Genomic DNA, 26141 nt, shown 5'->3' with positions numbered 1-26141 from the left:
GCCGGGTGTTCGGCCCCGGTGGCGCTCACGGTGACATCGTGTACGGCCACCGAGGTCAGTCGCCCTTCTGCGCGGTCTTCTGGATCTCGCCCAGGACCTTCACCGGGTCGCCGCCCGCCACCGCCGTGCCGATGCGCTGTTTCACGGCGCCGTCGACCGCGGCCCATGCGGGGTCGTCGGTGGGGGCGAACTCCGCGTCGGAGAGGGCGTCGACGAACGGTTTGTAGTAGGCGGCGTTCCGGCTGTCGGAACTGAGCACCTCACCGGCCGACTTGGTGACCGACAGGAACCCCTCGGTGGAGACGAACTCGGCGGCGTTCTCCTTCTGGTAGAAGAAGTCGAGGAACTTCTTCACCGCCGCCTTGTTCGACCCGTCACCCTTCTTGAACGCGACGAGGTAGTCCTGCACACCGAGCGTCTTGTGCGTACTGCCGTCCTTGCTCGGCAGGGGCGCGACGCCGTAGTTCAGTTTCGCGTCGACCGGGTCGATGAAGCCCTTCCGCATGAAGACCGCCCCGTTCAGCATGCCGATCCTGCCCTGGGCGAACTGGTTGAAGACGTCCTTGCGGTTGGTGGTCTCCGGGTTGGGCTGGGTGACCTTGTCCTTCGTCAGTTTCCGCAGATAGGTGAGCGTGTCGACGTTGGCCTGCTGGTCGATCGCCCATGTGCCCGAGGCGTCGGTCCAGCCGCCGCCGTTGTTCATCGCCCAGATCTGGAACTCGGCCTGGGCCTCCTCGGCCCCCAGGGGTAATCCCAGGCCGATGTAACCGGCCTGCTTGATCTTCTTGGCGTCGGCCTCGACCTCGGCCCAGGTGGACGGCGGCCGGGCGATGCCCGCCTTGGCGAAGATGTCCTTGTTGTAGAAGAACAGGCGCGCGCTGGAGATGAAGGGCAGGCCGTACTGGGTTCCCTCGTACTGCGCCTTCTGCCGGAACAACGGGAGAAAGTCGGCCAACACCTTGGGGGAGACGACGTCCTGCGCCTTGTGGACCAGGCCGTCGCGGGCGAAGTCGGAGAACTTGTTGTAGTTGAGGATGTCGGGTTCCTGCTTGGTCTGGACGTACGTCTTGACCTTGGAGTCCATCTGCTCCCAGTCGACGACTTCGAGATTCACCCGGTAGCCGGGGTTCGCGGATTCGAAGTCCTTGATCAGCGCCGTCCAGTAGGCCTGGGTGTCGTCGTCGTACTTCGCCGCGACGAACCTGATCGTCCTGCCGTCGGATCCGCCGCCGTCCGACGAGCTGCCCTTGCCGCATCCGGTGAGGGCCAGTGCCAGGGACAGTCCCCCGGCGAGGCATGCGAGGTGCCGTTTCACGGAGTACCTCTCCGCACGCATGGCGTGCTTCGTCAAGCGCGTGCTCGCCTGATGGCGCGCTCGCTTGCTTGTTTATGCTCGATTACTGGTGTTATCAATCATCCAACGACATGATGCTCAATGAAACGCGCACGGCGTCAAGGGCCGTCACATCACGTATCGGTCACACCGCGCGCCCGAGAGGGGAGACTCCCGATGAGTCAGACCGAGATCGAGATCGCCACCCAGCCCGACTGCTGGCGGCAGGCCGTGGCACTGGCCCGGCGGCCCGACGGCCTCGCCTCGCTGCCCCGAACCGGCGAGCGGGTGGCCGTCGTCGGCTGCGGGACGTCCTGGTTCATCGCCCAGGCGTACGCGGCGCTGCGGGAGTCGGGTGGCCACGGCGAGACCGACGCCTTTCCCGCCTCCGAGATGCCTGCCGGGCGCGCCTACGACCGGGTGGTCGCGCTGACCCGGTCCGGCACCACGACCGAGGTGCTGGAGCTGCTCCGCCGACTGCACGGGCGCACCCCCACGACCGCGGTGACCGCGGTACCGCAGGCGCCGGTGACGGGGCTGGCGGACGCCGTCGTCGTGCTCGACTTCGCCGACGAGATCTCGGTCGTCCAGACCCGGTTCGCCAGCACGGAACTGGTGCTCCTGCGGGCGCATTTGGGCGAGGACCTGGGACATCTGCCGCAGCAGGGGCACTCTGCGCTGGACGAACCGCTGCCGGCCGGGGTGCTCGAGGCCGAGCAGTTCACCTTCCTGGGGCAGGGCTGGGCATACGGGATCGCCCAGGAGGCGGCGCTGAAGATGCGCGAGGCGGCGGGCGCCTGGACGGAGGCCTATCCGGTGATGGAGTACCGGCACGGCCCGATCAGTGTTACCGGACCCGGCCGCGTGGCGTGGTGGTTCGGAGACCCGGCGGCCCTTCCGTCCGGTCTCGCCGACGACATCGCCCGCACCGGCGGGCAGTTGGTGGCACTCGGCCGGGACCCCCTGTCCGACCTCGTCGTGGTGCACCGGCTGGCCGCCACCCTCGCCTCGGCACGCGGGCTGGACCCGGACAATCCGCGCCATCTGGCCCGGTCCGTGATCCTGACCTGACCGGGCGTCTCCGGACGGATCTCGGGGAAGTCGCAGAATTTACCCGTCCGTTACGAACGGATTCCGGGCCCGTCGAGGCCTCTCAGCGGGCCCCGGGACCGACTGCCACCAGGGACAACAACTGTTCCACGAGAACTCTCGGGGCCCTTGGGAAGCCGCGTGTCCCACAGGTTGACAGGTGGCGGTTACCGCAAGAACATGAGCGAAATCGCTTGGAATCTTGCATCTGCACGCAGCATCAAACAGACATCAAGCCCTCCCAAGCGCCGCGCTTCCTCGTGACCGCGCACTCCGCACGCCACCGGCACCACGCACCGCAGCTTCTGAGTCACCGTCACCGTCCTGTCCGACAGGAGGACACGAGTGCACGCCCGACTGAGCAATCCCGGCGGCCTGTTGCTCGCTGCCGCCCTGACCGCCGCCATGCTGATGGCGCCCGTCACCGGCTCTACCGCGGCAACGGCCGCCGCCCGCCCCACCACCACCGACGGGCCGAAGGTAGCCCGCACCGCGCACGCCGTCACGATCTCCGTACCGGCCTCCGCCGGAACCCCTGGCTACACCCTCGACGTGGCCACCGACGAACTCGCCCTGACCACGCGCCGCGCCGGGAAGACTGTGCTCGCCACCGCCACCGGCGACACCGGCGCCCTGCGCTTCACCGCGGCCGACGGCACGTGGCAGCACGCGACCGGCGTCACCGACTGGACGTGGAAGAACGGCGTCCTGACCGTCACCGCCGACAGCACCCTCGACGGCACCACGGTGGAGGCCCGGATCACCCCCGGCGCCGACCGCTACCAGCTCGACTGGGACGTCCGCGGCGGCGGAGCGGAGCAACTGGGCCTCGCCTACGACCTGTCATCAGCCGGCCACTGGTACGGCCACGGCGAGGCGGAGACCCCGCAGGGCGGTCCCGGCGTCAACCAGCCCTGGCCGCTCGACGCCGGCGAGGTCGACCACGAGACCTTCGGCCCGGCGTCGTACAACATGATCGACCCGTTCTGGTACACCTCCAAGTCGACCGGTCTGCGCGTCGACACCGGGGACGTCATGGACGTGGCGCTCAACAAGGACAAGGACGGCCTCGGCACCTTCACCGTCGAGTCGCCCGACACCTACAAGGCCACCGTGTTCGTCGAGTCGACCCCGCTCGAGGTCTACCGCGACTACATCGGCATCGTCGGCAAGCCGACCAAGAGCGACGCCCCGTACGAGCAGTACGCCAAGCCGCTGTGGAATTCCTGGGCGCAGTTCTACACCAAGATCGACCAAGAGAAACTGCTCGACTACGCCACCGACCTCCACGACAACGGCCTGGACGGGCACACCATCCAGCTCGACGACAAGTGGGAGTCGAACTACGGCAATCTGACCTGGGATCCCAAGACCTTCCCTGATCCCAAGGGCCTGTCCAAGAAGATCCACGACATGGGGTTCGACTTCGGCATCTGGGTCACCCTGTGGATCAACCTGGACTCCGACAACTACCAGTACGCGGTCGACAACGGCTACCTGCTCATGGACGCCAAGGACACGAGCAAGCCGTGCGAAGTGACCTGGTGGAACGGCCAGGCCGGGATCATCGACCTGGCGAACCCCGATGCCAAGGCCTGGTACGAGGGCAACCTCAAGAAGCTGATGGACACGTACGACATCGACGGGCTGAAGTTCGACACCCGCTTCTTCGACGAGAAGTGCGCGCCGCGCGAAGGCCACCAGGCCACGGACTACCAGAAGCTCGGCACCGAGCTCGCCGACGAGTTCGACCTCCAGGGCGCCGGTATCCGGGTGCACTGGAACCAGACGGCCCACGAGGCCGGCTTCGTCACCCGCCAGGTCGACAAGGGCACCGGCTGGGACTCCCTGCGCGCCTCCGCCACCCAGAACCTGGCCATCTCCACCATCGGCTACCCGTTCGTCGAGTCCGACATGATCGGCGGCTCCGGCGGCCAGCCGGCACCGACGAAGGACGTACTGGTGCGATGGGCGCAGTCCGCCTCGCTGATGCCGCTGATGTACGCCTCGACCTCCCCGGTGGACACCAACGACACCACCACCGGGCAGAAGGTGGACTACGACCAGGAGACGGTCGACCTCTACCGGAAGGCGATCGAGACCCACGAGAAGCTCGCCCCCTACATCTGGGATCAGGTGCAGAGCACCCTGAAGACCGGCGATCCGATCATGCGGCCGCTGTTCTTCGACTTCCCGAAGGACGAAGCGAGTTACACGGTCACCGACGAGTGGATGCTCGGCCCGGCCGTGCTCGCCGCGCCCAAGCTGAGCACCGGCGTCACCCGCTCCGTCCATCTGCCGCCGGGCACGTGGTACGACGTGAACCAGGGCACCGTGATCCGCGGCCCCAAGACCCTCAAGGGCTACGCGGCGCCGCTCGGCGTCACCCCGGCCTTCGTCAACCTCAAGGCCAAGGGTGCCGCCAAGGCCGTCAAGGCGCTCAAGCGCGACGACGCGCCGGCCGCCTCCGTCCTGATCACCCCGGACGCCCCGTCCACCGACGCCGGTAAGCCGTTCGAGGTGACCACCGAGGTGACCAACTGGGGCACCGGGACCCTCAAGAACGCCAAGGCGGCCCTGGACCTGCCCGACGGCTGGAGCGCCAAGTCGACCGGCCCGACCACCGCGAACTCCCTCAAGAACGGCGCCACACTCACCACCACCTGGACGGTGACGCCGGCCGACGACGCCCGCTGGGCCAGCCACGACCTCACCGGCACCGCTACCTACAACGGTGGCAACGGCTCGCAGAAGGTGTCCGACACCGTGCGGGCGCAGGTGAAGGCCGCCCCGGGCAGCGTGCAGGAGCCGTACCTGACGGCCGACACGACCTCCGGGGGCGCCCAATACGCCCAGGGCGGCGACCAGTTCGCCATCTGGGCGGGCGGCCAGGACTTGTCCGGCTGGAAGGACGAGAAGGGCGTCATCTACCGCGACGACGTGGCCGGTGAGAAGGCCACCGTTCAGGCTCAGTTGGTCTCCCAGGACAGCGCCTCACCGGTCGGCAAGGCCGGTGTCGCCCTCGCCAACGACCTGACCGCGCCGGAAAAGGGCGGTTACGCGGTGCTGGTCATGACCGAGCAGTACGGCCTGGAGTTCATGACCGACAGCGATGGCGACGGGAAGCTCGACACCTGGGCGGGCGGTGGCTCCACCTACCACCCGGCGTATCTCAAGCTGACCCGGGACGGCGCCACCTACACCGCGTACGCCAGCAAGGACGGCGAGACCTGGTCACAGGTCGCCACCGCCCAGGTGCCATCGGCCACCGGCACCGGCGACGCCGGGATGGTCGCCAGCGCGGCCAACGCCAACCATCCCGGCGAGAACATCGAAGCCGTCTTCAGCGGATTCTCCGTCACCTCCTGACACACAGGCGCCAGTTGCACCACTGGCGTTACTGGCGCCACCCCCGCTTCCCGGCAGGCCTTACCCCCTGGGGGCCTGCCGGGAACCAGCCCCCGCACGTCCGTGAGAGAGGGAACCCACCCCTATGGCACGTACGTCCTCAGTTGTCGCCGGCTTCGTCGCGGGCGTTGTCGTGGCCGCGAGCACCACCGCGATAGCCGTCACCGGCACCACTGGCACGGCCACCGGCACCGACCTCAATTCCAAGGCCACCACCACCTGGCTGACCGTCAAGGTCGCCGACGCCATGGGCACCAGGGACACCATCACCTGGGTTCCCACCGGCTCCTTCGCCGGCTCCGCGGAGGAGCGGGTCCCGCGCTACCCGATGACCGCCATCCAGGGCAAGGACACCAAGGAGCTGAAGCTCTCCGCCGTGCGCAACGAGCAGGTCTCGGCGCAGCTAGCGATCGCCTCCGGCCAGGACCTCGACAACGTCAAGGCCGTGGTCGGCGATCTCACCGGGCCCGGCGGCGCGAAGTTCTCCGGCGACGACACCCAGGTCCGGTTCGTCAAGTACGTGCCCGTGCAGCGCTCCAAGAGTGAGGTCGACTGGTCCGCCACCATCGACCAGGTCAGCTCCGGCAAAGAGGTGTCCGGCGACCGCAACCCCGATGTGGTCGGCGACGCGCTCGAGGAGCGGTCCTCCGTGGACGTGCCCGCGTACGCGGCGCAGCCGCTGTGGTTCACCTTCCAGATCCCCGAGAAGGCCAGGCCCGGCACCTACACCGGCACGGTGAAGGTCGACGCCGACGGCCGTACCCAGGCCAGCTACCCACTGACCATCGAGGTCGCGGACGCGAGCGTGCCCGACCCGGAGGACTACGACTTCTTCCTCGACGTATGGGCGCAGCCGGAGACGATCGCCAAGAACCACGGCGTCAGGCTCTGGTCCGACCAGCACTGGAAGCTGATCGAGAAGTACAACCGCGACCTGGCGTCGCGCGGCCAGAAGGTCATCAACACCACGATCGTCGACAACCCGTGGCACCACCAGTGGTCGCTCGGCACCCGGGAGTCGCAGACGGCCACGCCGTACACCAGCATGGTGGGCTGGACCTGGAACGGAAAGACGTTCTCCTTCGACTTCGGCCGCTGGGACAAGTACGTCCAGACCGCCAGACGCGCCGGTCTCGGCCCCGACATCGGTGCCTTCTCCATGCTGGCGTTCCAGGACCAGGAGCACCTCACCTACACCGACACCCGCACCGGCAAGACCGTCTACGAGAACGTCGATCTGGGCGGCGACCGCTGGCGGGAGGCGTGGGGAGCGTTCCTTCCCGCCTTCGAGAAGCATCTGAAGGCGAAGGGCTGGCTGGAGGACACCTGGCTGTCTTTCGACGAGCGGCCCATCGACACCATGACGGTCGTCAAGGACTTCGTCCACGAGGTCGCGCCGGTCTTCGACGACCGTATCTCCGTGGCCGGTTCGATCAGCACCGAAGGCGTCGCGTCCAACCTGTCCGTCGACTGGGGCGGCATCGACGCGATGACGAAGGAGAAGGTCGCGGAGCGGCGCAAGGCCGGGAAAACCACGACCTTCTACGTGTACGGTTCGCCGGCCCACCCCAACACGCTGTCGTACTCGCCCGCCGTCGAGTCGCGGATGCTGCCGTGGATCTCCGCCCAGCGGAACCTGGACGGTTTCCTGCGCTGGTCGTACAACAGCTGGACCAGCGACCCCTTCAAACAGCCGGTGCACATCTTCACGCAGGGCGACGAGTACCTGGTCTACCCGGGCAAGGACGGCCCGATGTCCAGCATCCGCTGGGAGCAGCTGAAGGAGGGCATCGAGGACTACGAACTCATCGCCCAGCTGCGGAAGAAGGACGGCGGCGCCGACAGCGACGCCCTGACCGAGGCCCTCACCACCGCGACCCGGAACCTCGACGGCCGGACGAAGGACGTCAGCGACATCGAGACCGCGCGAGCGGCGGTCGTCAAGGGGCTGACGCCATGAGAGGGAAGTGGAAATCCTTGCTGCTCGCCGCGGCCCTGAGTGTCATGGCCCTGACCAGCACAGGTGCGGCCGCAGCACCGGTCCAGGCGGAGCCGCAGGCCCAGGCCCCGCACACCGTCACCTACGACCAGCACTCCGTACAGGTCGACGGCAAACCCCTGTACCTCTGGGGCGCCGAGTTCCACTACTTCCGGCTGCCCAGCCCCGACGCGTGGCGCGATGTCCTGCAGAAGATCAAGGCGGGCGGATTCAACGCCGTCTCGCTCTACTTCGACTGGGGCTACCACTCCGCCAAGCCTGGCTCGTACGACTTCACCGGCACCCGTGACGTGGAACGGCTGCTCGACGAGGCCGAGCGCGCGGGCCTGTATGTGATCGCCCGGCCGGGCCCGTACATCAACGCGGAGGTCTCCGGCGGCGGCATGCCCGCCTGGCGGAAGACACAAGCCGGCGTGAACCGCACCTCCGAGCCGGAGTACATGAAGGCGGCCCGGGAGTGGATGAGCCGGATCAACCCGATCATCGCGCGCCACCAACTCACCCGTGGCACTGGCTCGGTGATCCTGTATCAGGTCGAGAACGAGTACCAAGGCGGTCGCCAGGACGCCGACTACATGCAGACGCTCATCGACTGGGCGAAGGAAGACGGCATCGATGTGCCCACCTTCGTCAACGACGGTGGCGCCAATAAAAACTGGGTCAGCGGCAAGGGCGCCCCGGACATCTACGGTTTCGACGCCTACCCGCAGGGCTTCGACTGCAAGGACCCCGACACCTGGAAGAACCTGCCCGACTACTCGTACGTCAATGAGTGGAAGCCCGAGTCGCCCCTGATCATCCCGGAGGCACAGGGCGGCGCCTTCGACCCTTGGGGCGGCACCGGATACCAGGACTGCGCGAAGCTCACCGGCACCGACTTCACCCGGGTGTTCAGCAAGATGAACATCGCCGCCGGGGTGAGCGGCCAGTCCTTCTACATGGCGTACGGCGGCACCAACTGGGGCTGGCTCGCCGACCCCAACGCGGTCTACACGTCGTACGACTACGGGGCCCCGATCAACGAGTCCCGCCAACTGACGGACAAGTACCAGGAGTTCAAGCGCCTCGGATACATAGTCAACTCCGTCACCCCACTGGCGCGCACCGATAAAGCCGAGGCCCCGGCCCCGTCTGACGACGCCCTGCGCATCGACCGGCGCGTCAATCCCGACGACGGCACTCAGTTCTTCACCGTCCGGCACGCCGACACCCGCGTGAAGGACAAGGACGAGACCACCCTGTCGCTGAAGGGTGTGGACGGCGAGTACCCGCGTGTGCCGCAACAGGGCACGATCACCGTCGACGGCCGTGACGCCAAACTCCTCGTCGCGGGCTACGACTTGAGCGAGGACCAGCGGCTCGTCTACTCCACCTCGGAGATCATGACGCACGCCCGGATCGGCGACCGGGACGTGGCCCTGCTGTACGGGCGTGCGGGCGAGGCCGGCGAGACCGTGCTGCGGTACGCCGAGCGGCCCGAGGTCACTGTCCTCGACGGCGATGTCACCACCGCCTGGGACGCCGAACGCGGCGACCTGCGCCTGAACTACGCGCACAAGGGCCTGGCCCGGGTGCTGGTGAACGGCATGGAACTGCTGATCGCCGACACCGCCGAGACCGCCCACTGGTGGCGGCAGGACACCGCCGCGGGCCCGGTCCTCGTACGCGGACCGTCTCTCGTCCGTGCGGCCGAACTGGCGGACGGAACCCTGAAGTTGACCGGCGACTCCACGAAGGCCGCGAAGATCGAGGTCGTCGCGGAGGCCAAGAAGGTGACCTGGAACGGCCGCAAGGTCGCCGTCACCCAGGCGCCGCGCGCGGTCGAGCTGCCCACGCTGACGACGTGGAAGTACAAGGAGGAGGCGCCGGAGTCCGCTCCCGGCTTCGACGATTCCACCTGGGCCACCGCCGACCATCTCACCGCCAACAACCCTGAGCTGGCCGGGGCGCTGCCGGTCCTCGCGATGGACGAATACGGCTACCACCACGGCAACGTCTGGTACCGCGGCCGGTTCCGGACCACCGGCGCCGCGACCGCGCTCGCACTCGACGCCAACACCGGTCCGACCGGCCAGTACGCGGTCTGGCTCAACGGCCGCTATCTCGGCAGCTCCGGCGACGGCGCGCACACCTTCGACATCCCGGCGGGCACGTTGAAGGCCGGCGGAGACAGCGCAGACAACGTGCTCTCCGTCCTCGTGGAGAACGCGGGTCACAACGAGGAATGGGGCCACGACTACTCCAAGGAGCCGCGCGGTCTGCTCGGCGCCGAGGTGGTCCGTGGGGCCACCACCCTCACCTGGAAGATCCAGGGCAGCCGGGGCGGCGAAGACCCGGTCGACACCGCCCGGGGCCCGTACAACAACGGCGGGCTGTACGGGGAGAGGGCCGGCTGGTCGCTGCCGGGCTACTCCGACGGCAGTTGGAAACGCACCACCCTCGCCGAGCAGTCTGGGAAGACCGGGCCTGGCGTGCGCTGGTACCGCACCTCCGCCCGGCTCGACCTGCCGCAGGGCCAGGACAACGCGGTGGCACTGGATCTCGCCGAAGCCGAAGGTGGCAGCACCGGCTACCGCGCCCAGATCTTCGTCAACGGCTGGCTGATCGGCCGCTACCTGCCGGACACCGGACCCCAGACACGCTTCGTCATCCCCAAGGGGATCCTGCGCGAGCAGGGCAGCAACACCATCGCCCTGGCCGTGTGGTCCACCGAGGCCGGCGCGGGCCCGGGTGCCGCGAAGCTCGTCGACCTCGGCGCCTCGGCGGGCGGGATCAAGGTCGGGACGGTGGCCGCGCCCTCGTACGACCCCAAGGCCTACGCCATGCCGACCGCGGGCACCCATGTCACCGTCGACGCCGAGCCGTTCCTGAGCACCGGCACCGCCGCCAAGGCCCCCGTCACCCTCAGCGTGCCGAAGGACGCGCCGGTCGCCCGGAACGTCGAGCTGGCGCTGAATGTCCCGGACGGCTGGACCGCGACCACCGACGACACCACCCGTTTCGACCGGGTGCGACCCGGCCAGACGGTGACCGCGGACTACACCGTCACCCCGCCGGGTGACCCGGTCCACTACGCCGTCCTGTCCGCGACCGCCACGCTCACGCAGCCGGGCCGTCCGAGCACCGTCACGGGTGTACGGGCCGTACAGGTGCCGCCGCCGGGGCTCTCCGCCGACGCCTATGTGAGCGACCTGACCCTGGTCAAGGCGGTCAACGGCTGGGGTCCGGTGGAGAAGGACGCCTCCAACGGGGAGTCCGCAGCCGGCGACGGACGCCCCCTGAGCATCGGCGGCACCACCTACGCCAAGGGCCTCGGCGCGCACGCGAACAGCCAGATCCGGGTCTATCTCGGCGGTGGCTGCACCCGGTTCACCGCCACCGCCGGGGTGGACGACGAGGTAGGCGACAACGGCAGCGTCTCCTTCGAGGTGATCGCCGACGGCCGCTCCCTCTTCGACAGCCCAGTGCTGTACGGCTCCGACGGCGGCGCCACGGTCGACGTGGACGTGACCGGCGCCCGCTGGCTGGACCTCCTGGTCGACGGGGACGGCGATGTCTCCACGGACCACGCCGACTGGGCCGACGCCAAGCTGACCTGCTCGGGAGGCACCTCGTGAACCTCGCCCGAGTTGGACAACTGCGTACCGCACTGGCCGGAGCGTTGGCCGCCGTACTGCTCGCAGTCCTGACTGCGGCGGTGCCCGCCCCCGCCACCGCCAAGGCCGCCAAAGACACCACGGCCGCCAAGGCCACGCCGCACACGGTCGGTTACGACAAGTACTCCGTCAAGATCGACGGCGAGCGGCTCTTCGTCTGGTCCGGAGAGTTCCACTACTGGCGGCTCCCCAGCCCCGACCTGTGGCGCGACGTGCTCCAGAAGATCAAGGCGAGCGGCATGAACGCCGTCTCGATCTACTTCGACTGGGGCTTCCACTCCCCGGCGAAGGGCCGTTACGACTTCACCGGTGTCCGTGACGTCGACAAGCTCCTCGACATGGCCGAGGAGGCCGGGCTCTATGTCATCGCCCGGCCGGGCCCGTACATCAACGCCGAGACGGACGGCGGAGGCTTCCCCGGCTGGCTGATGACGCAGAAGGGACAGGCCCGTTCAACCGACCCCGAATATCTCGACGCCGCCCGCGAGTGGCTGAAGGAAATCGACCGGATCCTCGCCCGCCGCCAGGTCACCGACGGCACCGGACCGGTGCTGCTCTACCAGGTCGAGAACGAGCTGTACGACCCGGAAGGCCGCGACTACATCGTCGAACTCTCCAAGCAGGTACGGGCCGACGGCATCACCGTGCCCCTCGTCGGCAACGAGCCGATGCCGCAGTACGCAGGCGGTGAGGGCTTGGATTTCGTCGGAGAGCTGGACCAGTACAACTCCTTCTGCAAGGGCGAGTGGTGGCTGCCCACCCTCAAGCGGCAGCAGGACGACGCCCCGCTGGCGATCTTCGAGGCTGGCACCGGCTGGTTCCAGACCTGGGGCGACACCGGCTACGAGAAGTGCCGGGAGAAGATGGGCCCCGCCTACCAGAAGATCGTCAACAAGCACGAGGTCATGCAGGGCACGACGATCGAGAACCTCTACATGACCTACGGCGGCACAAACTGGGGCTGGCTCGCCGACCCGCGCCAGGTCTACACCTCGTACGACTACGGCGCACCGATCAGCGAGCCCCGCCAGACCGGCGCCGACTACGACGAGATGAAGCGGCAGGGCCTCTTCTACACCACCACTGCCCCGCTCACCGCGACCGATCCGGCCGACGCGCCCGCCTCCTCCAACACCGCCGTGCACATCGAGGCCCGCGCCAACCCGGACACCGACACCCAGTTCCTCTACCTCCGGCACAGCGACCCGATGGCCGACGCCGACGCCACCACCACCTTCGACTGGCAGACCCCGGACGGCACCTATCCGGTCACCGCACGGCTCAACGGCAAGACCGGCAAGATCCTCGTCGCCGGCCACGACCTCGGCGGCGGGCAGCGGCTCGTCTACTCCACCAGCGAACTGCTGACCAGCACACGGACCCGGACCGGTGACCGCACGCAAGCCGTGTTGTACGGCGGCGAGGGCGACCCGGGACAGATCATGCTCCGCTACTCCACCGAGCCCAAGGTCACCGTGCTCGACGGCAAGGCGGACGCCACCTGGGACGCCGAGCGCGGCGACCTGAAGCTGGACTACACCCACTCCGGCCTCACCCGGGTCCTCGTCCAGGGCGGCGGCCGCCCCGATCTGCTGCTGCTCATCGGCACCGACGACGAGGCCGCCGGATTCTGGCGGCAGGACACGGCGGCCGGTCCGGTCCTGGAACACGGCACCGAACTGGTCCGTACGGCGTCCGTCACCGGCCGGGGGACGACGCTCGCACTCACCGGCGATGCGAAGAAGGCAGGCCCACTGGAGGTCTTCGCCCCGCCCGGCGTACGGACCGTCACCTGGAACGGCGTACCCCTGAAGGTGAAGCCGACCTCCTCCGGCAGTCTGCTGGGCACCGTGCCCGGCCCGAAGGACGTCAAGCTCCCCGAGCTGACCGGCTGGAAGACGTCCGCCGAAACCCCCGAGGCCGACCCGGACTTCGACGACTCGTCATGGACGTACGCCGACAAGCTGACCACCAACAATCCGACCAAGCCCGGAACGCTGCCGGTGCTCTACCAGGACGAGTACGGCTACCACTACGGCTACGTCTGGTACCGGGGCCGCTTCAAGGCCACCGGCACCGAGAAGTCCCTGTCCCTCACCGCGTACGCCACCAACCCCGACACCTCGTCGGCGGCGGTGGGCGCGTACTCGGTGTGGATCAACGGGAAGTTCGCCGGGACGAGTCAGACCGGCCGCAAGACCTTCCCCATCGCCGACGGCCTGCTGCGCGAGGGCGAGGAGAACGTGATCTCCGTCCTGGTCGGCACTATGGGCCACAACGAGGACTTCGTCTGGAACAGCGACGACCACAAGCAGCCGCGTGGCCTGACCACGGCGTATCTCGCCGGCTCCGACGCGCAGATCACCTGGCGCATTCAGGGCGCCCGGAGCGGTGAGCAGCCCGTCGACACCGTGCGCGGGCACATGAACAACGGCGGTCTGTACGGGGAGCGTTCGGGCTGGACCCTGCCCGGCTACCCGGACCGCTCCTGGGACGACGCCACGCTGCCGGCCAGTGACACAACCCCCGGCGTCGCCTGGTACCGCACCACGTTCAACCCGCGGCTGCCCAAGGGCCAGGACGTCTCCGTCGGCGTCACCATCACCGACGACCCCGACCGCAACTACCGCGCCCTCATCTACGTCAACGGCTGGCTGATGGGCCACTACGTCAACGACACCGGCCCCCAGCACACCTTCCCCATTCCCAACGGCATCCTGCGCGCCGACGGCAAGAACACCATCGCCATCGCCTCGTGGAGCGAGGACGCGAAGAGCGGCGGCCTCGGAAAGGTCGGCCTCACCACGCTCGGCAATGTCACGTCCTCGCTGCAGGTCGGCAATGTGGCCGCCCCGGCCTACGACGCCGCCACCTACGCCACCCCGGCAACCCCGGCGCGGGTGACCGTCGACGCCCCCGACACTGTCGAGCCGGGCAACAGATACCAGGTCACGGCATCGGCCGCCGTACCCGACAACGGCAAGACGCTTGGCGACCTCACCCTGAGCCCGAAGCTGCCCGACGGTTGGACCGCGACCCCGGCTGATCCGGTGAAACTCGGCACCCTCGAACCGGGTGGCTCGGCGAAAGCGCAGTGGACTGTCACCGTGCCCGCCGACCAGAAGACCGGCACCGTCGCCATCCTCGGCACCACCGCCGACTTCACGCGCGCCGGCAAGCCCGGTTCGGTGACCGGGGAACAGGTGGTGGCGGCGCAGCCACCGCCGCTGACGGCCGGCGAACACTACGTCAGCGATCTGCCGTTCCAGTCCAGCAGCAACGGCTGGGGCCCGGTCGAACGCGACCAGTCCAACGGCGAGAACGCCGAGGGCGACGGCCTGCCGATCACCCTCCACGACACCGTCTACAACAAGGGTCTTGGCACCCACGCCGGCAGCAGTGCCCAGGTGTGGCTCGGCGGCACCTGCACCACCTTCCACGCCGCGCTCGGCCTCGACCAGGAGACCTACGGCCGGTCCGACGGCCCGGCCACCGTCACCTACACCGTCCTCGCCGACGGAACGCCCGTCTACGAGAGCGGCACCGTCGACCGGGACACCGCGACGAAGGAGATCAACGTCGACGTGGCAGGCGCGCGCCGGCTCGAACTCGTCGTCTCGGACGCCGGGGACGGCAACGCCCTCGACCACGCCGACTGGGCCGACGCCAAGCTGACGTGCGGCGGCGGTACCTGATGCCCAGTCTGAGACGAACCGTCCGCAGCGGCTCGGCGGCGCTGATCCTGGCCGCCCCGCTGCTCGGCACGGCCCCTGCGGCCGCCGACTCCGGGCCGATCACCTTCGCGACACCCGCGTACGAACTGCGCGTCGCCACGGACCGGTTGGCCGTCACCACCGTGAGGGCGAGCCGGACCGTCCTGGCCACCGCGCCCGCGGCGTTCCGGTTCCGGATCGGCGCCGACTGGCACATCGTCCGGGAAGTCATCGGCAGCACCCGTAGCGGCAACTCCCTGCGCGTCACCGCCGCCACCGACCTGCCGGACGTCACCGTAGATCTGCGGATCACCCTGCGCTCCGACCGGTACGACATGAACTGGTCCCTGTCGGGCACGCAGGCCGACGCGCTCAGCACGGCGTACGACCTCAGCAGCGCCGGGCACTGGTACGGACACGGCGAGAACAGCGACCAGACCGTCCAGCCCTGGCCGCTGGACTCCGGGCAGCTGGTGGACACCGGGTTCAGCCCGGCTTCCTACCAGGTGGTCTCCCCCTTCTGGTACACCTCCAGCGCCACCGGACTGCGGGCGGACACGAACGACCCGATGGACGTGCGGATCAACTCCGGCGGCAACGGGCTCGGCGAGTTCACGGTCACCGGTGACCGGCCCTACGCCTCCACGGTGTTCGTCGAGGACACCCCCGTCGAGGTGTACCGCGACCACATCGCGCTGGTCGGCAAGCCCGAACGCTCCGACACCCCCTACGAGCAGTACGCCACTCCGCTGTGGAACTCCTGGGCCCAGCTCTACGGCGAGCAGAACCAGGAGAACGTCCTTGACTGGGCCCGCGCGCTGGCCGGCGCCGGGCTCGGCGGGCACGCCCTGCAAATAGAGGAGAGCGTCATCGCCGCCGACTTCGGCGAACGCTTCCCCGACCTGCCCGCCCTGTCGAAGGAACTGGGCCGCCTCGGCTTCGACCTCGGCATGTGGACCGGCCTGTACATGCCCGAGACCGCCGCCAACTTCTCCCACGCCGTCGACAACGGCTACCTGTTGAAGGACCCTTCCGACCCGACCAAGCCGTGCCTGTTCACCTGGTGGAACGGCCGCCAGACCGGGCTGATCGACCTGGCGAACCCGGCCGCCCGGCAGTGGTACACCGACGATCTCAAGGCGCAGACACGTGAGTTGGGGGTCGCCGGGTTCAAGTTCGACACCGCCTTCTTCGACGACCGGTGCGCCCCCTATCCAGGGGCCACCCGTGCCGACTACGTGAAGTACGGCACGGAGCTGGCCGACGAGTTCGACCAGCAGGGGGCAGGATTACGGGTCGCCTGGAACGCCGCGCAGTCCAAGGGCTTCGCCACCCGCACGGCCGACAAACCGACCACCTTCGCGGGGCTGCGTGCCTCGGTCTCGGCCAACCTGGCGGTCTCCACGATCGGTTACCCGTTCGTCGAGACCGACATGATCGGCGGCTCGCTCAGCTACCCACCGCCCACCAAGCAGGTCCTGGCCCGCTGGGCACAGGCTGCGTCCCTGATGCCGCTGATGTACGCCTCGACCTCGCCTACCGGCGTACGGGACGCGACGACCGGCGAGTGGGTCGGCTACGACCAGGAGACGGTCGAGCTCTACCGGTCGGCCATCGCGACGCACGAACGGCTGGCCCCGTACATCTGGGACCAGGTGCAGCAGACGCTGAAGACCGGTGATCCGATCATGCGGCCGCTGTTCTTCGACTTCCCGAAGGACGCGGCGAGTTACACGGTCACCGACGAGTGGATGCTCGGCCCGGCCGTGCTGGCCGCGCCGAAGCTCGACGAAGGGACCACCCGGGACGTCTTCCTGCCGACCGGCACGTGGCGTGACGTCACCAACGGCAAGGTCGTGCGCGGCCCCGTGACGCTCAAGGAATACGCGGCCCCGCTCGGGGTGACCCCGGTGTTCGTGAACCTCAAGGCCAAGGGCGCCGCCAAGGCGTACCAGGCGCTCGTGCGCACCGGCGCGGAACGGTAGGGGCCAGGATGCGAGGAAGACCTGTGCTTGGACCGCTTGGACGCCCGCGTGGACACCGAAGACTCGTGGCCCTCATCTCGGCCGTGGCGGCCACCTTGGCAGCTCTGCTTCCGGCGGCGCCGGCCGCGGCCGGGACCGATCAGCGGGAGTGGACAGGCACTTGGGCGACCGCGCAGCACGCCTCGTACGACCCCGGCACCTCGGAGGTGACCGTACGGATACCCGTGCGGGTGAGCGCCGGCGGGTCGAGCGTACGCATCCGCCTGACCAACGACTTCACCACCGAGCCGGTGAAGATCGGGCACGCGACCGTGGGCCGCAGTGACGGCGGCTCGGCCGTCGCGAAGCCGTACGAGTTGCGCTTCGGCGGCAAGGAGGAGGTGACGATCGCCGCGGGGGAGCAGGCCGTGAGCGATTCCGTCCGGCTCCCTGTGGTCGCGCGCAGCGACCTGGTGGTCAGCCTGTATTTCCCGGGGCGGCTGACCCACATCAGCCAGCACTGGATGGGCCTCCAGACCGTCTACTGGACGCCCGACGGCGGCGGCGACCACGCCTCGGACGCCGACGGAGACGCCTTCACCAGGACCGACTCCACCTTCCCGTTCCTGACAGGTGTCGACGTACAGGGCGGTGACACGGCGGGCGCCGTGGTAGCGCTCGGCGACTCCATCACCGACGGGGCGTCCTCCACGGCCAACGCCAACCGGCGCTGGCCGGACTATCTGGCGGGGCGGCTGTCGGCCTGTTCGTCCACCGCCGGAGTGCTGAACGAGGGCATCAGCGGCAACCGGATCACGGCCGGTGTCGACGGCAACCCGTCGGCGCTGGACCGGCTGGAACGCGATGTGCTGTCGCAGCCGGGCGCCCGGACGGTGCTCCTGTTCGAGGGCGTCAACGACCTCAGCTGGGGCGGCGCCACCGGCGATCAGGTGATCGACGGCATGAAGGAGATCGCGCGCCGCGCCCACGCCCGCGGGCTGCGCGTGATCGGCGCGACCGTCGTCCCGTATCGCGGCTGGGGCGACTGGTGGACCGAGGCGAAGGAGGCCGACCGGCAGAAGGTCAACACATTCGTACGCGACGGCGGAGTCTTCGACGACTACGCCGATTTCGACAAGGCGGTACGGGATCCGGCCGACCCCACGCGCTACGCCCCCGCGTTCGACTCCGGTGACCATCTGCACCCGAACGACACCGGGATGAAGGCGTTCGCCGACGCGGTCGACCTCACCACGCTCGGGGCGGCCCGCGACTGCCCCTCGGCCCGCGTCCGGCTCACCCCGTACCGGCCGACCCTGCAAGCCGGCGGTGACGGTACGGAGGTCACGTCGACCGTCACCAACACCGGCCCCAAAACGGTCACTCAGGTCAGCACTCGCCTCGATGTCCCCGACGGCTGGTCCGCCGAACCGGCCGACAGCGCACGCTTCCGCTCCCTCGCGCCGGGCGACAGCGCCACCGTCACCTGGACGGTGACCCCGGCGGCCGACGCGGCCTGGGGTACCCACGAGATCGGCGTACGCACATCCTTCGTTCAGGACGGCCGCACACGGCACGACTCGGACAGCGTGGACGCCACGGTGACCCCCGTTCCGTCCGAGGTGCGGGCGCCGTATCTGACGACCGCCACGACCACCGAGGAGGCTCAATACGCGCAGAACGGCGACCAGTTCGCCATCTGGGCAGGCGGCCAGGACCTATCCGGCTGGAAGGACGAGAAGGCGGCGGTCTACCTCGCCGACGCCGCGCCGCCGTCCGGCACCGTGACCGCCCGGGTCGCCGGTCAGACCGGCAGCGGCCCGTCCGCCAAGGCAGGGATCGCCGTCGCCAACGACTTCACCGCACCGGAGGCGGGCGGCTACGCGGTGCTCACCATGTCCGCGCAGTACGGCCTGGAGTTCCTGACCGACAGTGACGGCGACGGGAGGCTCGACACCTGGGCGGGTGGCGGCAGTTCGTACCATCCCGCCTGGCTGAAGCTCGTCCGTGACGGCACTGCCTACACCGCGTACGCCAGCCCCGACGGCACCGCCTGGCAGCAGATCACCACCGCCACCGTGCCGTCCGCGAGCGGCACCGGCGACGCCGGGCTGGTCGCGAGCGCCGTCAACCTCAATTACCCCGGCCAGACCACGACAGCACTCTTCGACTCCTTCTCCACGCACGCGTGATCCACCCACGAGTTCTCCACCCACGAGTGAGAGGCACGTTCATGGCAGTCGACCGCAGACACTTCATGACCACCGCGGCCGCCCTCGGCGGCGCGGTACTGCTCGCCCCGCCCGGCACCGCCCAGGCCCTCGCCCGAGGTGCGACGCCCGGCGCCTCGGGCGTTCCCGACTACCAGCCCACCAAGGCATCCCTGGACACCCACCCGGTGCCGCGCTGGTACAAGGACGCCAAGTTCGGCATCTTCATTCACTGGGGCGTCTACTCGGTGCCCGCCGGCTCCGGACGGCACATCGCCGCCGAGTGGTACCTCTGGTACCAGAGCTACAAGGACACCGCTGAGTGGAGGTATCACCGCGACACCTACGGCCAGGATTTCGTCTACGACGACTTCATCCCGCAGTTCACGGCGGAGAACTACGACCCGGACTCCTGGGTGAAGCTGTTCGAGCAGGCGGGCGCCGAGTACTTCGCGCTGACCAGCAAGCACCACGACGGATTCGCCCTGTACCCCAGCGAGTTCACCGACCGGCACTCGGTCGAGTACGGCCCGAAGCGCGACCTGGTCGGCGAGCTGATGACCGCGGCCCGCAAGCGCGGCACCGTACGGCCCGGCCTGTACTACTCGCTCGGCGAGTTCTTCAACCCGTCGATCGGCCGGCCGATGAAGAACTTCTACACCGACGAAGAGATCCCGATGGTCGGCTACAAGCCGGTCCAGGACTACATCGGCGACTACGAACTCAAGCAGCTGTACGAGATCGTCGACCGCTACGACCCGGAGCTGCTCTGGGCGGACGGCCAGTGGTTCCGGCCGACGGGCGAACCGCCGTGGCGCAGCGAAGAACCCCTCGCCCACTACTACAACCAGGCCAAGAACCGTCGCAGGCCCAAGGGAGTCGTGGTCAACGACCGCTTCGACACGCACTTCGACTTCGCGACGTACGAGCAGCGCACCAACCCCACCATGGATCCGCAGAAGTGGGAGTGCTGCATCACCATGGGCTACTCCTGGGGCTACAACAAGCACGAGCTGGACGAGGACTACAAGACCTCCGAGTTCCTGATCCAGCTGCTCGCCGACGTGGTCAGCAAGAACGGCAACCTGCTGCTCAACATAGGTCCCAGGCCGGACGGCACGATCCCCGAGATCATGCGGGAGCGGCTGCGGGACATCGGCGCCTGGCTGAAGGTCAACGGCCCGGCGATCTACGGGTCGACGCCCTGGGTGCGGGCGGAGGAGGAGGGCGGCTCGCTCGGCATCCGCTACACCGTCTCGCCGGGCAAGTTCAACATCATCGTGCTGGGCGCGCCCAGTGGCACCCTCTCGGTGCCCGGCGACATCCCCATCAGCGCCACGTCCCGGATCCGGCTGCTCGGCACGAGCGGCAGTCTGAGGTGGACCCGCGGTGACGGAAAGATCAACATCACCGTCCCGTCCTCCCTGCCCAGCGACATCGCCAACGTCTTCACCGTCGACTGGGCCCGGTGACCGGCATGGGAATCCGTAACGGCACCCAGTTCGACACCCTGGGCCCCACCCTCACCGTCACCACGCAGCCGGCCGAGCCGGCCGGCGGTGACACGGTCACCGCCACAGCGGTCCTCACCAACGACTGCCCGTTCCCGCTCCGCAACGCCGTGCTCCACCTGATAGACCCCGGCGCCACCACGGCGGCGAGGACCATCCCGCTCGGCGACCTGCGGCGCGGCGCGAGGACAACCCGGCGCTGGGAGACGGCGATGCCGGCCGACGTGGCCGGGAACGTGTCGTTCACCGCGCACGTGGTCTTCGACGTCGACGGGCGCAGCAGCGACTGCGCGCGGTCCGCGAAGACGGTCACGGTGCCCTACGAGCCCAATGAGGTGCGGGACCCGTACCGGACGTTCGCCACCACCGACGACGCCGAGTTCGGCCAGTACGGCAGCCAGCTGGTGATCTGGGCGGGCGGCCGCGACTTCTCCGGCGGCACCGACGAGAAGGGGGGCATCCTCCGTCCCGGCTCCGCCGCCGAGGCGAGCGTGGTGCAGGTCAAGACGGTCAGCCTCACCGGCAGCGACAACCCCACCGCCAAGTACGGCATCGCAGTCGCCAGCGACCTCACCGCCCCGGAGAAGGGCGGCTACGCCGTACTCACCATGTCGAAGTCGTTCGGCCTGGAGTTCATGACCGACAGCGACGGCGACGGACGGCTCGACACCTGGGCCGGTGGCGGCGGCTCCACCCACCCCGCCTGGCTGCGCATGGTCCGCGACGGCACCACCTGCACCGCGTACTCCAGCACCAACAACGGCCTTTCCTGGACCGAGATCGCGAGCGTGAACGTCCCCTCCTCGAGCGGCGCCCTGGACGCCGGCGTGGTGGCGAGCGCCGTGAACCTCAACTACCCCGGCACCACCGTGCAGGCCGTGTTCGACCACTTCTCAGTGGAGACGAGATGACAACCCATCGCCTCGCCCAGGCCGCCTACCGCCCCGAACAGGACTTCCTCCCGCCTCCCGTCTCCCTCACCGTCATCCCGGCCACCCCCGGGCCGGGCCAGGACGTGACCCTGACCGCCACCCTCAAGAACACCACCGGCATCACCCTGCGCGGCACCGTTCTCTACCTCGCCGTGGGCGACCTCGCGGAGTCGGACGGCCTGGGCGGCATCGCGCCCGGACGGTCGGTCACCCGCAGCTGGCGGACCCGGCTCCCCGACGACGTCGAGGGCCGGATCGAGCTCACCGCCCACGCGCTCTTCGACGTGCACGAGGACGGGTCCGACTGCACTCGCACCACCTCGCGGCTGCTGCTGCCGTACAGGTCGCTGGCCAGTTCCTTCGACAACGCCGGCATCTCCTCCGACGACGCCACCACCACCGCCGACATCGACGCCTCACGTTCCAGCCTGTCCGCCGAGGCGCTGGCATCGGTCGGACTGACTCGCGGAGCCTCGGTCACGTACGGCGGGACGACCTTCACCTGGCCGGACACCGAGCCCGGGGCCAAGGACAACGTGGTGTCCTCCGGGCAGACCGTGCGGCTGTCCGGCACCGGCTCGCGGCTGGCCTTCCTCGGCACCTGCACCTGGGGCGACGGCAAGGGGCCGGGGAGGGTCGTGTACGCGGACGGTACAGAGCAGGCCTTCTCCGTCGAGGTCTCCGACTGGTACTCGGCGAACCCCGAGGCCGCGGTGGTACTGCCGTACCGCAACACCCCCTCGGGCCAGGACAGGAACCCGGTCAGCCTCTTCGCCTTCGGCGTCGAGCTGGAGGACAAGGAACTGCACTCCGTCGTGCTGCCGAAGGTCAGCGACGGCCTGACGAGCGGTGTTCCCGCTCTGCACATCTTCGCGATGACCGTCGCCTGAACCGAGCCGCGGTGCGGTGCGACCACCACATCGCACCGCGGCTCGGAAGATCCGAAAAGTTCTGAGAGGACGTTCATGACAGGCAATCAACCCCTCAGCCGCAGACGCCTGCTGACCGGAGCGACCGCGTTCGGCGGAGTGGTGCTGCTGACCCCGCAGCCAGGTGCCCACGCCGCCCCAGGGGCCGCGGACAAGGCCGACAAGCCGTTCAACACGATCCCCGCATCGGTCGCGCTACGACGGCTGCTGCCCGACCACCACCGGCAGGTGACGCTGCGCGCGCTGGACGCCGGCAGTGCCGACCGGTTCAGGGTCACCGGCCGGGCCGGGGCGATCACCGTGGAGGGCACCAGCCCGGCGGTGCTGCTCACCGGCCTCAACACCTATCTCGCGCGGGCGGCGAAGGCCGACATCTCCTGGAACGGCGAACAGCTGAACCTCCCCAGATTGCTGCCCGCCCCCGACGGGGAGATCGCCGGATCGGCGAATGTGCCGCACCGGTTCGCCCTCAACGACACCAACGACGGCTACACCGGCCCCTACCGGGACTGGGACGCGTGGGAGCGCGAGCTGGACGTGCTCGCGCTGCACGGCATCAACAGGGTGCTGGTCTACACCGGCGGCGATGCCGTCTACTACGACGCCTTCAGGCAGTTCGGCTACTCGGACGCCGAAATGCGGGCGTGGATTCCGGCACCGGCCCATCAGCCGTGGTGGTTGCTGCAGAACATGTCGGGGTTCGGCGGCCCGGTGTCCCGGCGGCTCATCGAGCGCCGGGCCGACCTCGCGCGGAAGATCGCCGACCGGGTACGGGAACTGGGCATGACCCCGGTCCTGCCCGGCTACTTCGGTACTGTGCCGGACGACTTCGTCGCGAAGCACGGCGGGGATGCGGCCGTGGTGCCCCAGGGCGACTGGGGAGCCTTCAAACGGCCCGACTGGCTCGACCCGCGCACGACGGCCTTCGCCGAGGTGTCCGCCGCCTTCTACCGGGCCCAATCGGAGCGGTTCGGCGACAGCACGATGTACAAGATGGACCTGCTGCACGAGGGCGGCAACCCTGGTGACGTCCCGGTGGACGAGGCCGCGGCAGCCGTCGAAGGGGCGCTCCAGAAAACTCACCCGGGCGCGATCTGGGCCATCCTGGGCTGGCAGTCCAACCCGTCGAAGGCGCTTCTCGACGGCGTCGACAAGTCCCGGATGCTGATCGTGGACGGCCTGTCCGACCGCTACACCACCGTCACGGACCGGGAGAGCGACTGGGACGGCACCCCGTACGCCTTCGGCAGCATCTGGAACTTCGGCGGCCACACCCCGATGGGCGCCAACGCCCCGGACTGGGTGGAGCAGTACCCCAAGTGGCGTGACAAGGAAGGCAGCGCGCTCGCCGGTATCGCGGCGATGCCGGAGGCCGCCGACAACAACGCACCCGCCCTCGCCCTCCTCACCGACCTGGCCTGGACACCCGGCGTCATCGACCTGGACGACTGGTTCGCCGCCTACGCCCTCTCCCGCTACGGCGGCCCCGACCGGCACGCCGCCGCAGCCTGGCAGACGATCCGCGACACCGCGTACAACATGTCCCGCGCGGACTCCTGGAGCGAGGCACCCGACGGCCTGTTCGGCGCCCGTCCAAGCCTGACGGCGAACAAGGCCGCCGCCTGGGGCCCGGAGAAGGACCGCTACGACACCACCGCCTTCGACACCGCACTCACCGAACTCCTTGCTGTACGCGCGGAGTTGAGAGACAGCTCGGCCTACCGGTACGACGTCGTCGACGTGGCCCGGCAGGTCCTGTCCAACCGCAGCCGTGTCCTGCTGCCGCAGATCAAGGCCGCGTACGAGGCCGGGGAAAGGGCCCTGTTCGGCAGGCTGACCGGGACCTGGCTGTACTGGATGAACCTCCTCGACGACCTGCTGGCGGCCTCCGGCCCGCACCTGCTCGGGCGGTGGCTTGCCGACGCACGCTCCTGGGGCGCCGACCGTACCGAGAAGGACCGCCTGGAATACGACGCCCGCTCTCTCCTCACCACCTGGGGCGGACGCGCCAGCAGCGACGAGGGCCTGCACGACTACGCGAACCGGGAGTGGTCCGGGCTGGTCGGCGGCCTGTACCGCACCCGGTGGAAGACGTACTTCGACGCGCTCGCCACGGGACTCGCCACGGGAAAGGACCCGGCGACGATCGACTGGTTCGCCCTGGAGGACCGCTGGGCTCACGCGCACGAGACGCACCCGACCGAGCCCCACGGCTCCCCGTACGCCCTGGCCCGCCGCGTGCGCGACCTGCTCGCCGCGACTCCCCATCAGGCGGCCCTCACCGCGGGGGCCGACCGGGGAGCGGTGGCCGAGGACACGCCCGCGACGGTGACAGTCACCTTCACCAACAGGAACGGGTTCGCGGCGGCACGCGGCGTGACCCTCTCCGTCACCGCCCCCGAGGGCATGGCGGTGAAGCCGCTCGATCCGGTGCGCACCGAGTCGGTGGCGTCCGGCGAGACGTTCGCCGCTCGCTTCGAGGTCTCTCTTGCGGGTGAGCCGACGGAACTGGTCGCCCAGGTCGTCGCGGCGGCGGCGTACGCGGGCGGCGGGAAGGCGGTCGCGCCGGTACGGCTGGTGGCCGCGGCCGGGGTCGGCGACCCGTACCGCACGGTCACCTACAACGACGCCGTGTTCGGCCAGGCCGGCGACGAGATCGCTGTCGAGGGCGCCGGGGCCGACCTGTGGGGCGCCACCAACGAGTTCGGGGCGGTGTACCGGGCGGGCGCGTACGGCGACGGAACCGTGGCCGAGGTCATGGTCACGTCCCAGGACGCGACCGGGGGCTGGGCACGGGCGGGCCTCGTCGTCCGCAACGACCTGGGCACTCAGGCCGACGCGGGCTATGTGAACCTGGCGGTCACGCCGTCCAACGGCTGCGCGCTGAGCTGGGACGCCGACGGTGACGGCGGTTTCGACTCGATCGCGCTGTCGGGCTCCTTCACCGCGCCGGTGCGGCTGCGGCTGACCAGGTCCGGCGCCTCGTACATCGGGGAAGCCAGCGCGGACGGCGTCACCTGGACGATGTTGGGCACGGCCACGCCGGGAGGCGCGGCGGCCGCACAGGACGTCGGGGTCTTCATGACCGCGGCCAACGGCTGGAACGGCGCACGGGGCATCGCCACGTTCGACGGATTCACGGTGGCGTGATCTCTGTGACTGCGACGGCCGCGGTCAGCACGCCGAGGCGGTAGCCCGGAAGCTCGGCTACGAGACGACGGCCCGGCCCTGCCGGACGACACCGGCACAGCACGATCACGCCTCTGCCGACCCCTGCCAAGCGGGGTCTTGCCACCAGTGGTCACAGGACCCCGTGCCCCGCGCTGGTTCAGAGACTGTGTCAGACGTTCGTCTGGCGGTATCAGCGACTGCCCGGACTGGCAGCGCTGGACCGCAG

At 69.2% G+C, this 26141-nt stretch carries 12 protein-coding genes; 11 read left to right on the top strand and 1 reads right to left on the bottom strand.

The genetic code is table 11. The features are described from left to right. Positions 1-55: 55 nt before the first annotated feature. Positions 56-1336 carry an extracellular solute-binding protein gene (locus ACYVO6_RS14735; protein ID WP_461061187.1) on the bottom strand — a complete coding sequence of 427 codons (1281 nt, stop codon included), beginning with the start codon at positions 1334-1336 and terminating at the stop codon, positions 56-58. A gap of 174 nt (positions 1337-1510) precedes the next feature. Between ACYVO6_RS14735 and ACYVO6_RS14730 the strand changes: the two genes are divergently transcribed. The 11 genes from ACYVO6_RS14730 to ACYVO6_RS14680 all read left to right on the top strand — a co-directional run bounded on the left by ACYVO6_RS14730 (position 1511) and on the right by ACYVO6_RS14680 (position 25894). Continuing rightward, the gene (locus ACYVO6_RS14730) at positions 1511-2404 is read left to right on the top strand and encodes an SIS domain-containing protein (protein ID WP_461061185.1); all 894 of its coding nucleotides are present in this window, start codon (positions 1511-1513) and stop codon (positions 2402-2404) included. Positions 2405-2833: 429 nt separating this feature from the next. Next, positions 2834-5791, top strand: a complete 2958-nt coding sequence (locus ACYVO6_RS14725; protein ID WP_461061401.1) for a glycoside hydrolase family 31 protein — start codon at positions 2834-2836, stop codon at positions 5789-5791. A gap of 124 nt (positions 5792-5915) precedes the next feature. Further along, positions 5916-7790, top strand: coding sequence for a DUF4091 domain-containing protein (locus ACYVO6_RS14720; protein WP_461061183.1), 1875 nt, complete (start codon positions 5916-5918; stop codon positions 7788-7790). After that, positions 7787-11446 carry a beta-galactosidase gene (locus ACYVO6_RS14715; protein ID WP_461061181.1) on the top strand — a complete coding sequence of 1220 codons (3660 nt, stop codon included), beginning with the start codon at positions 7787-7789 and terminating at the stop codon, positions 11444-11446. Before ACYVO6_RS14720 ends, ACYVO6_RS14715 begins: the two co-directional genes overlap by 4 nt. Beyond that, positions 11443-15180: a beta-galactosidase gene (locus tag ACYVO6_RS14710; RefSeq protein ID WP_461061179.1), complete on the top strand. Its 3738-nt coding sequence runs from the start codon at positions 11443-11445 to the stop codon at positions 15178-15180. Before ACYVO6_RS14715 ends, ACYVO6_RS14710 begins: the two co-directional genes overlap by 4 nt. Then, positions 15180-17183, top strand: coding sequence for a glycoside hydrolase family 31 protein (locus ACYVO6_RS14705; RefSeq protein ID WP_461061177.1), 2004 nt, complete (start codon positions 15180-15182; stop codon positions 17181-17183). The genes ACYVO6_RS14710 and ACYVO6_RS14705 overlap by 1 nt, the downstream gene beginning before the upstream one ends. A gap of 65 nt (positions 17184-17248) precedes the next feature. Next, positions 17249-19354, top strand: coding sequence for a GDSL-type esterase/lipase family protein (locus ACYVO6_RS14700; RefSeq protein ID WP_461061175.1), 2106 nt, complete (start codon positions 17249-17251; stop codon positions 19352-19354). A 41-nt stretch (positions 19355-19395) separates the two neighbouring features. Further along, a complete protein-coding gene (locus tag ACYVO6_RS14695) occupies positions 19396-20844 on the top strand; it encodes an alpha-L-fucosidase (RefSeq protein WP_461061173.1) in 1449 nt (482 codons plus the stop codon). Between the two features lie 5 nt (positions 20845-20849). Further along, positions 20850-21794, top strand: coding sequence for a hypothetical protein (locus tag ACYVO6_RS14690; RefSeq protein ID WP_461061399.1), 945 nt, complete (start codon positions 20850-20852; stop codon positions 21792-21794). Next, positions 21791-22705, top strand: coding sequence for a beta-glucosidase (locus ACYVO6_RS14685; RefSeq protein WP_461061171.1), 915 nt, complete (start codon positions 21791-21793; stop codon positions 22703-22705). Before ACYVO6_RS14690 ends, ACYVO6_RS14685 begins: the two co-directional genes overlap by 4 nt. Before the next feature lie 75 nt (positions 22706-22780). Next, positions 22781-25894, top strand: a complete 3114-nt coding sequence (locus ACYVO6_RS14680) for an alpha-N-acetylglucosaminidase (protein ID WP_461061169.1) — start codon at positions 22781-22783, stop codon at positions 25892-25894. The last annotated feature ends 247 nt before the right edge of the window (positions 25895-26141 follow it).

The sequence above is a fragment of the Streptomyces pseudoechinosporeus genome (assembly GCF_054783935.1).
Note: the sequence above shows the minus strand (reverse complement) of the source record. Positions and strands in the feature narration are given on the sequence as shown.

Bases quoted from the DNA above. Each gene is read 5' to 3' on its own strand.
- ACYVO6_RS14735 (WP_461061187.1), bottom strand. From the start codon at position 1,336: ATGCGTGCGGAGAGGTACTCCGTGAAACGGCACCTCGCATGCCTCGCC.
- ACYVO6_RS14730 (WP_461061185.1), top strand. From the start codon at position 1,511: ATGAGTCAGACCGAGATCGAGATCGCCACCCAGCCCGACTGCTGGCGG.
- ACYVO6_RS14725 (WP_461061401.1), top strand. From the start codon at position 2,834: ATGGCGCCCGTCACCGGCTCTACCGCGGCAACGGCCGCCGCCCGCCCC.
- ACYVO6_RS14720 (WP_461061183.1), top strand. From the start codon at position 5,916: ATGGCACGTACGTCCTCAGTTGTCGCCGGCTTCGTCGCGGGCGTTGTC.
- ACYVO6_RS14715 (WP_461061181.1), top strand. From the start codon at position 7,787: ATGAGAGGGAAGTGGAAATCCTTGCTGCTCGCCGCGGCCCTGAGTGTC.
- ACYVO6_RS14705 (WP_461061177.1), top strand. From the start codon at position 15,180: ATGCCCAGTCTGAGACGAACCGTCCGCAGCGGCTCGGCGGCGCTGATC.
- ACYVO6_RS14695 (WP_461061173.1), top strand. From the start codon at position 19,396: ATGGCAGTCGACCGCAGACACTTCATGACCACCGCGGCCGCCCTCGGC.
- ACYVO6_RS14690 (WP_461061399.1), top strand. From the start codon at position 20,850: ATGGGAATCCGTAACGGCACCCAGTTCGACACCCTGGGCCCCACCCTC.
- ACYVO6_RS14685 (WP_461061171.1), top strand. From the start codon at position 21,791: ATGACAACCCATCGCCTCGCCCAGGCCGCCTACCGCCCCGAACAGGAC.
- ACYVO6_RS14680 (WP_461061169.1), top strand. From the start codon at position 22,781: ATGACAGGCAATCAACCCCTCAGCCGCAGACGCCTGCTGACCGGAGCG.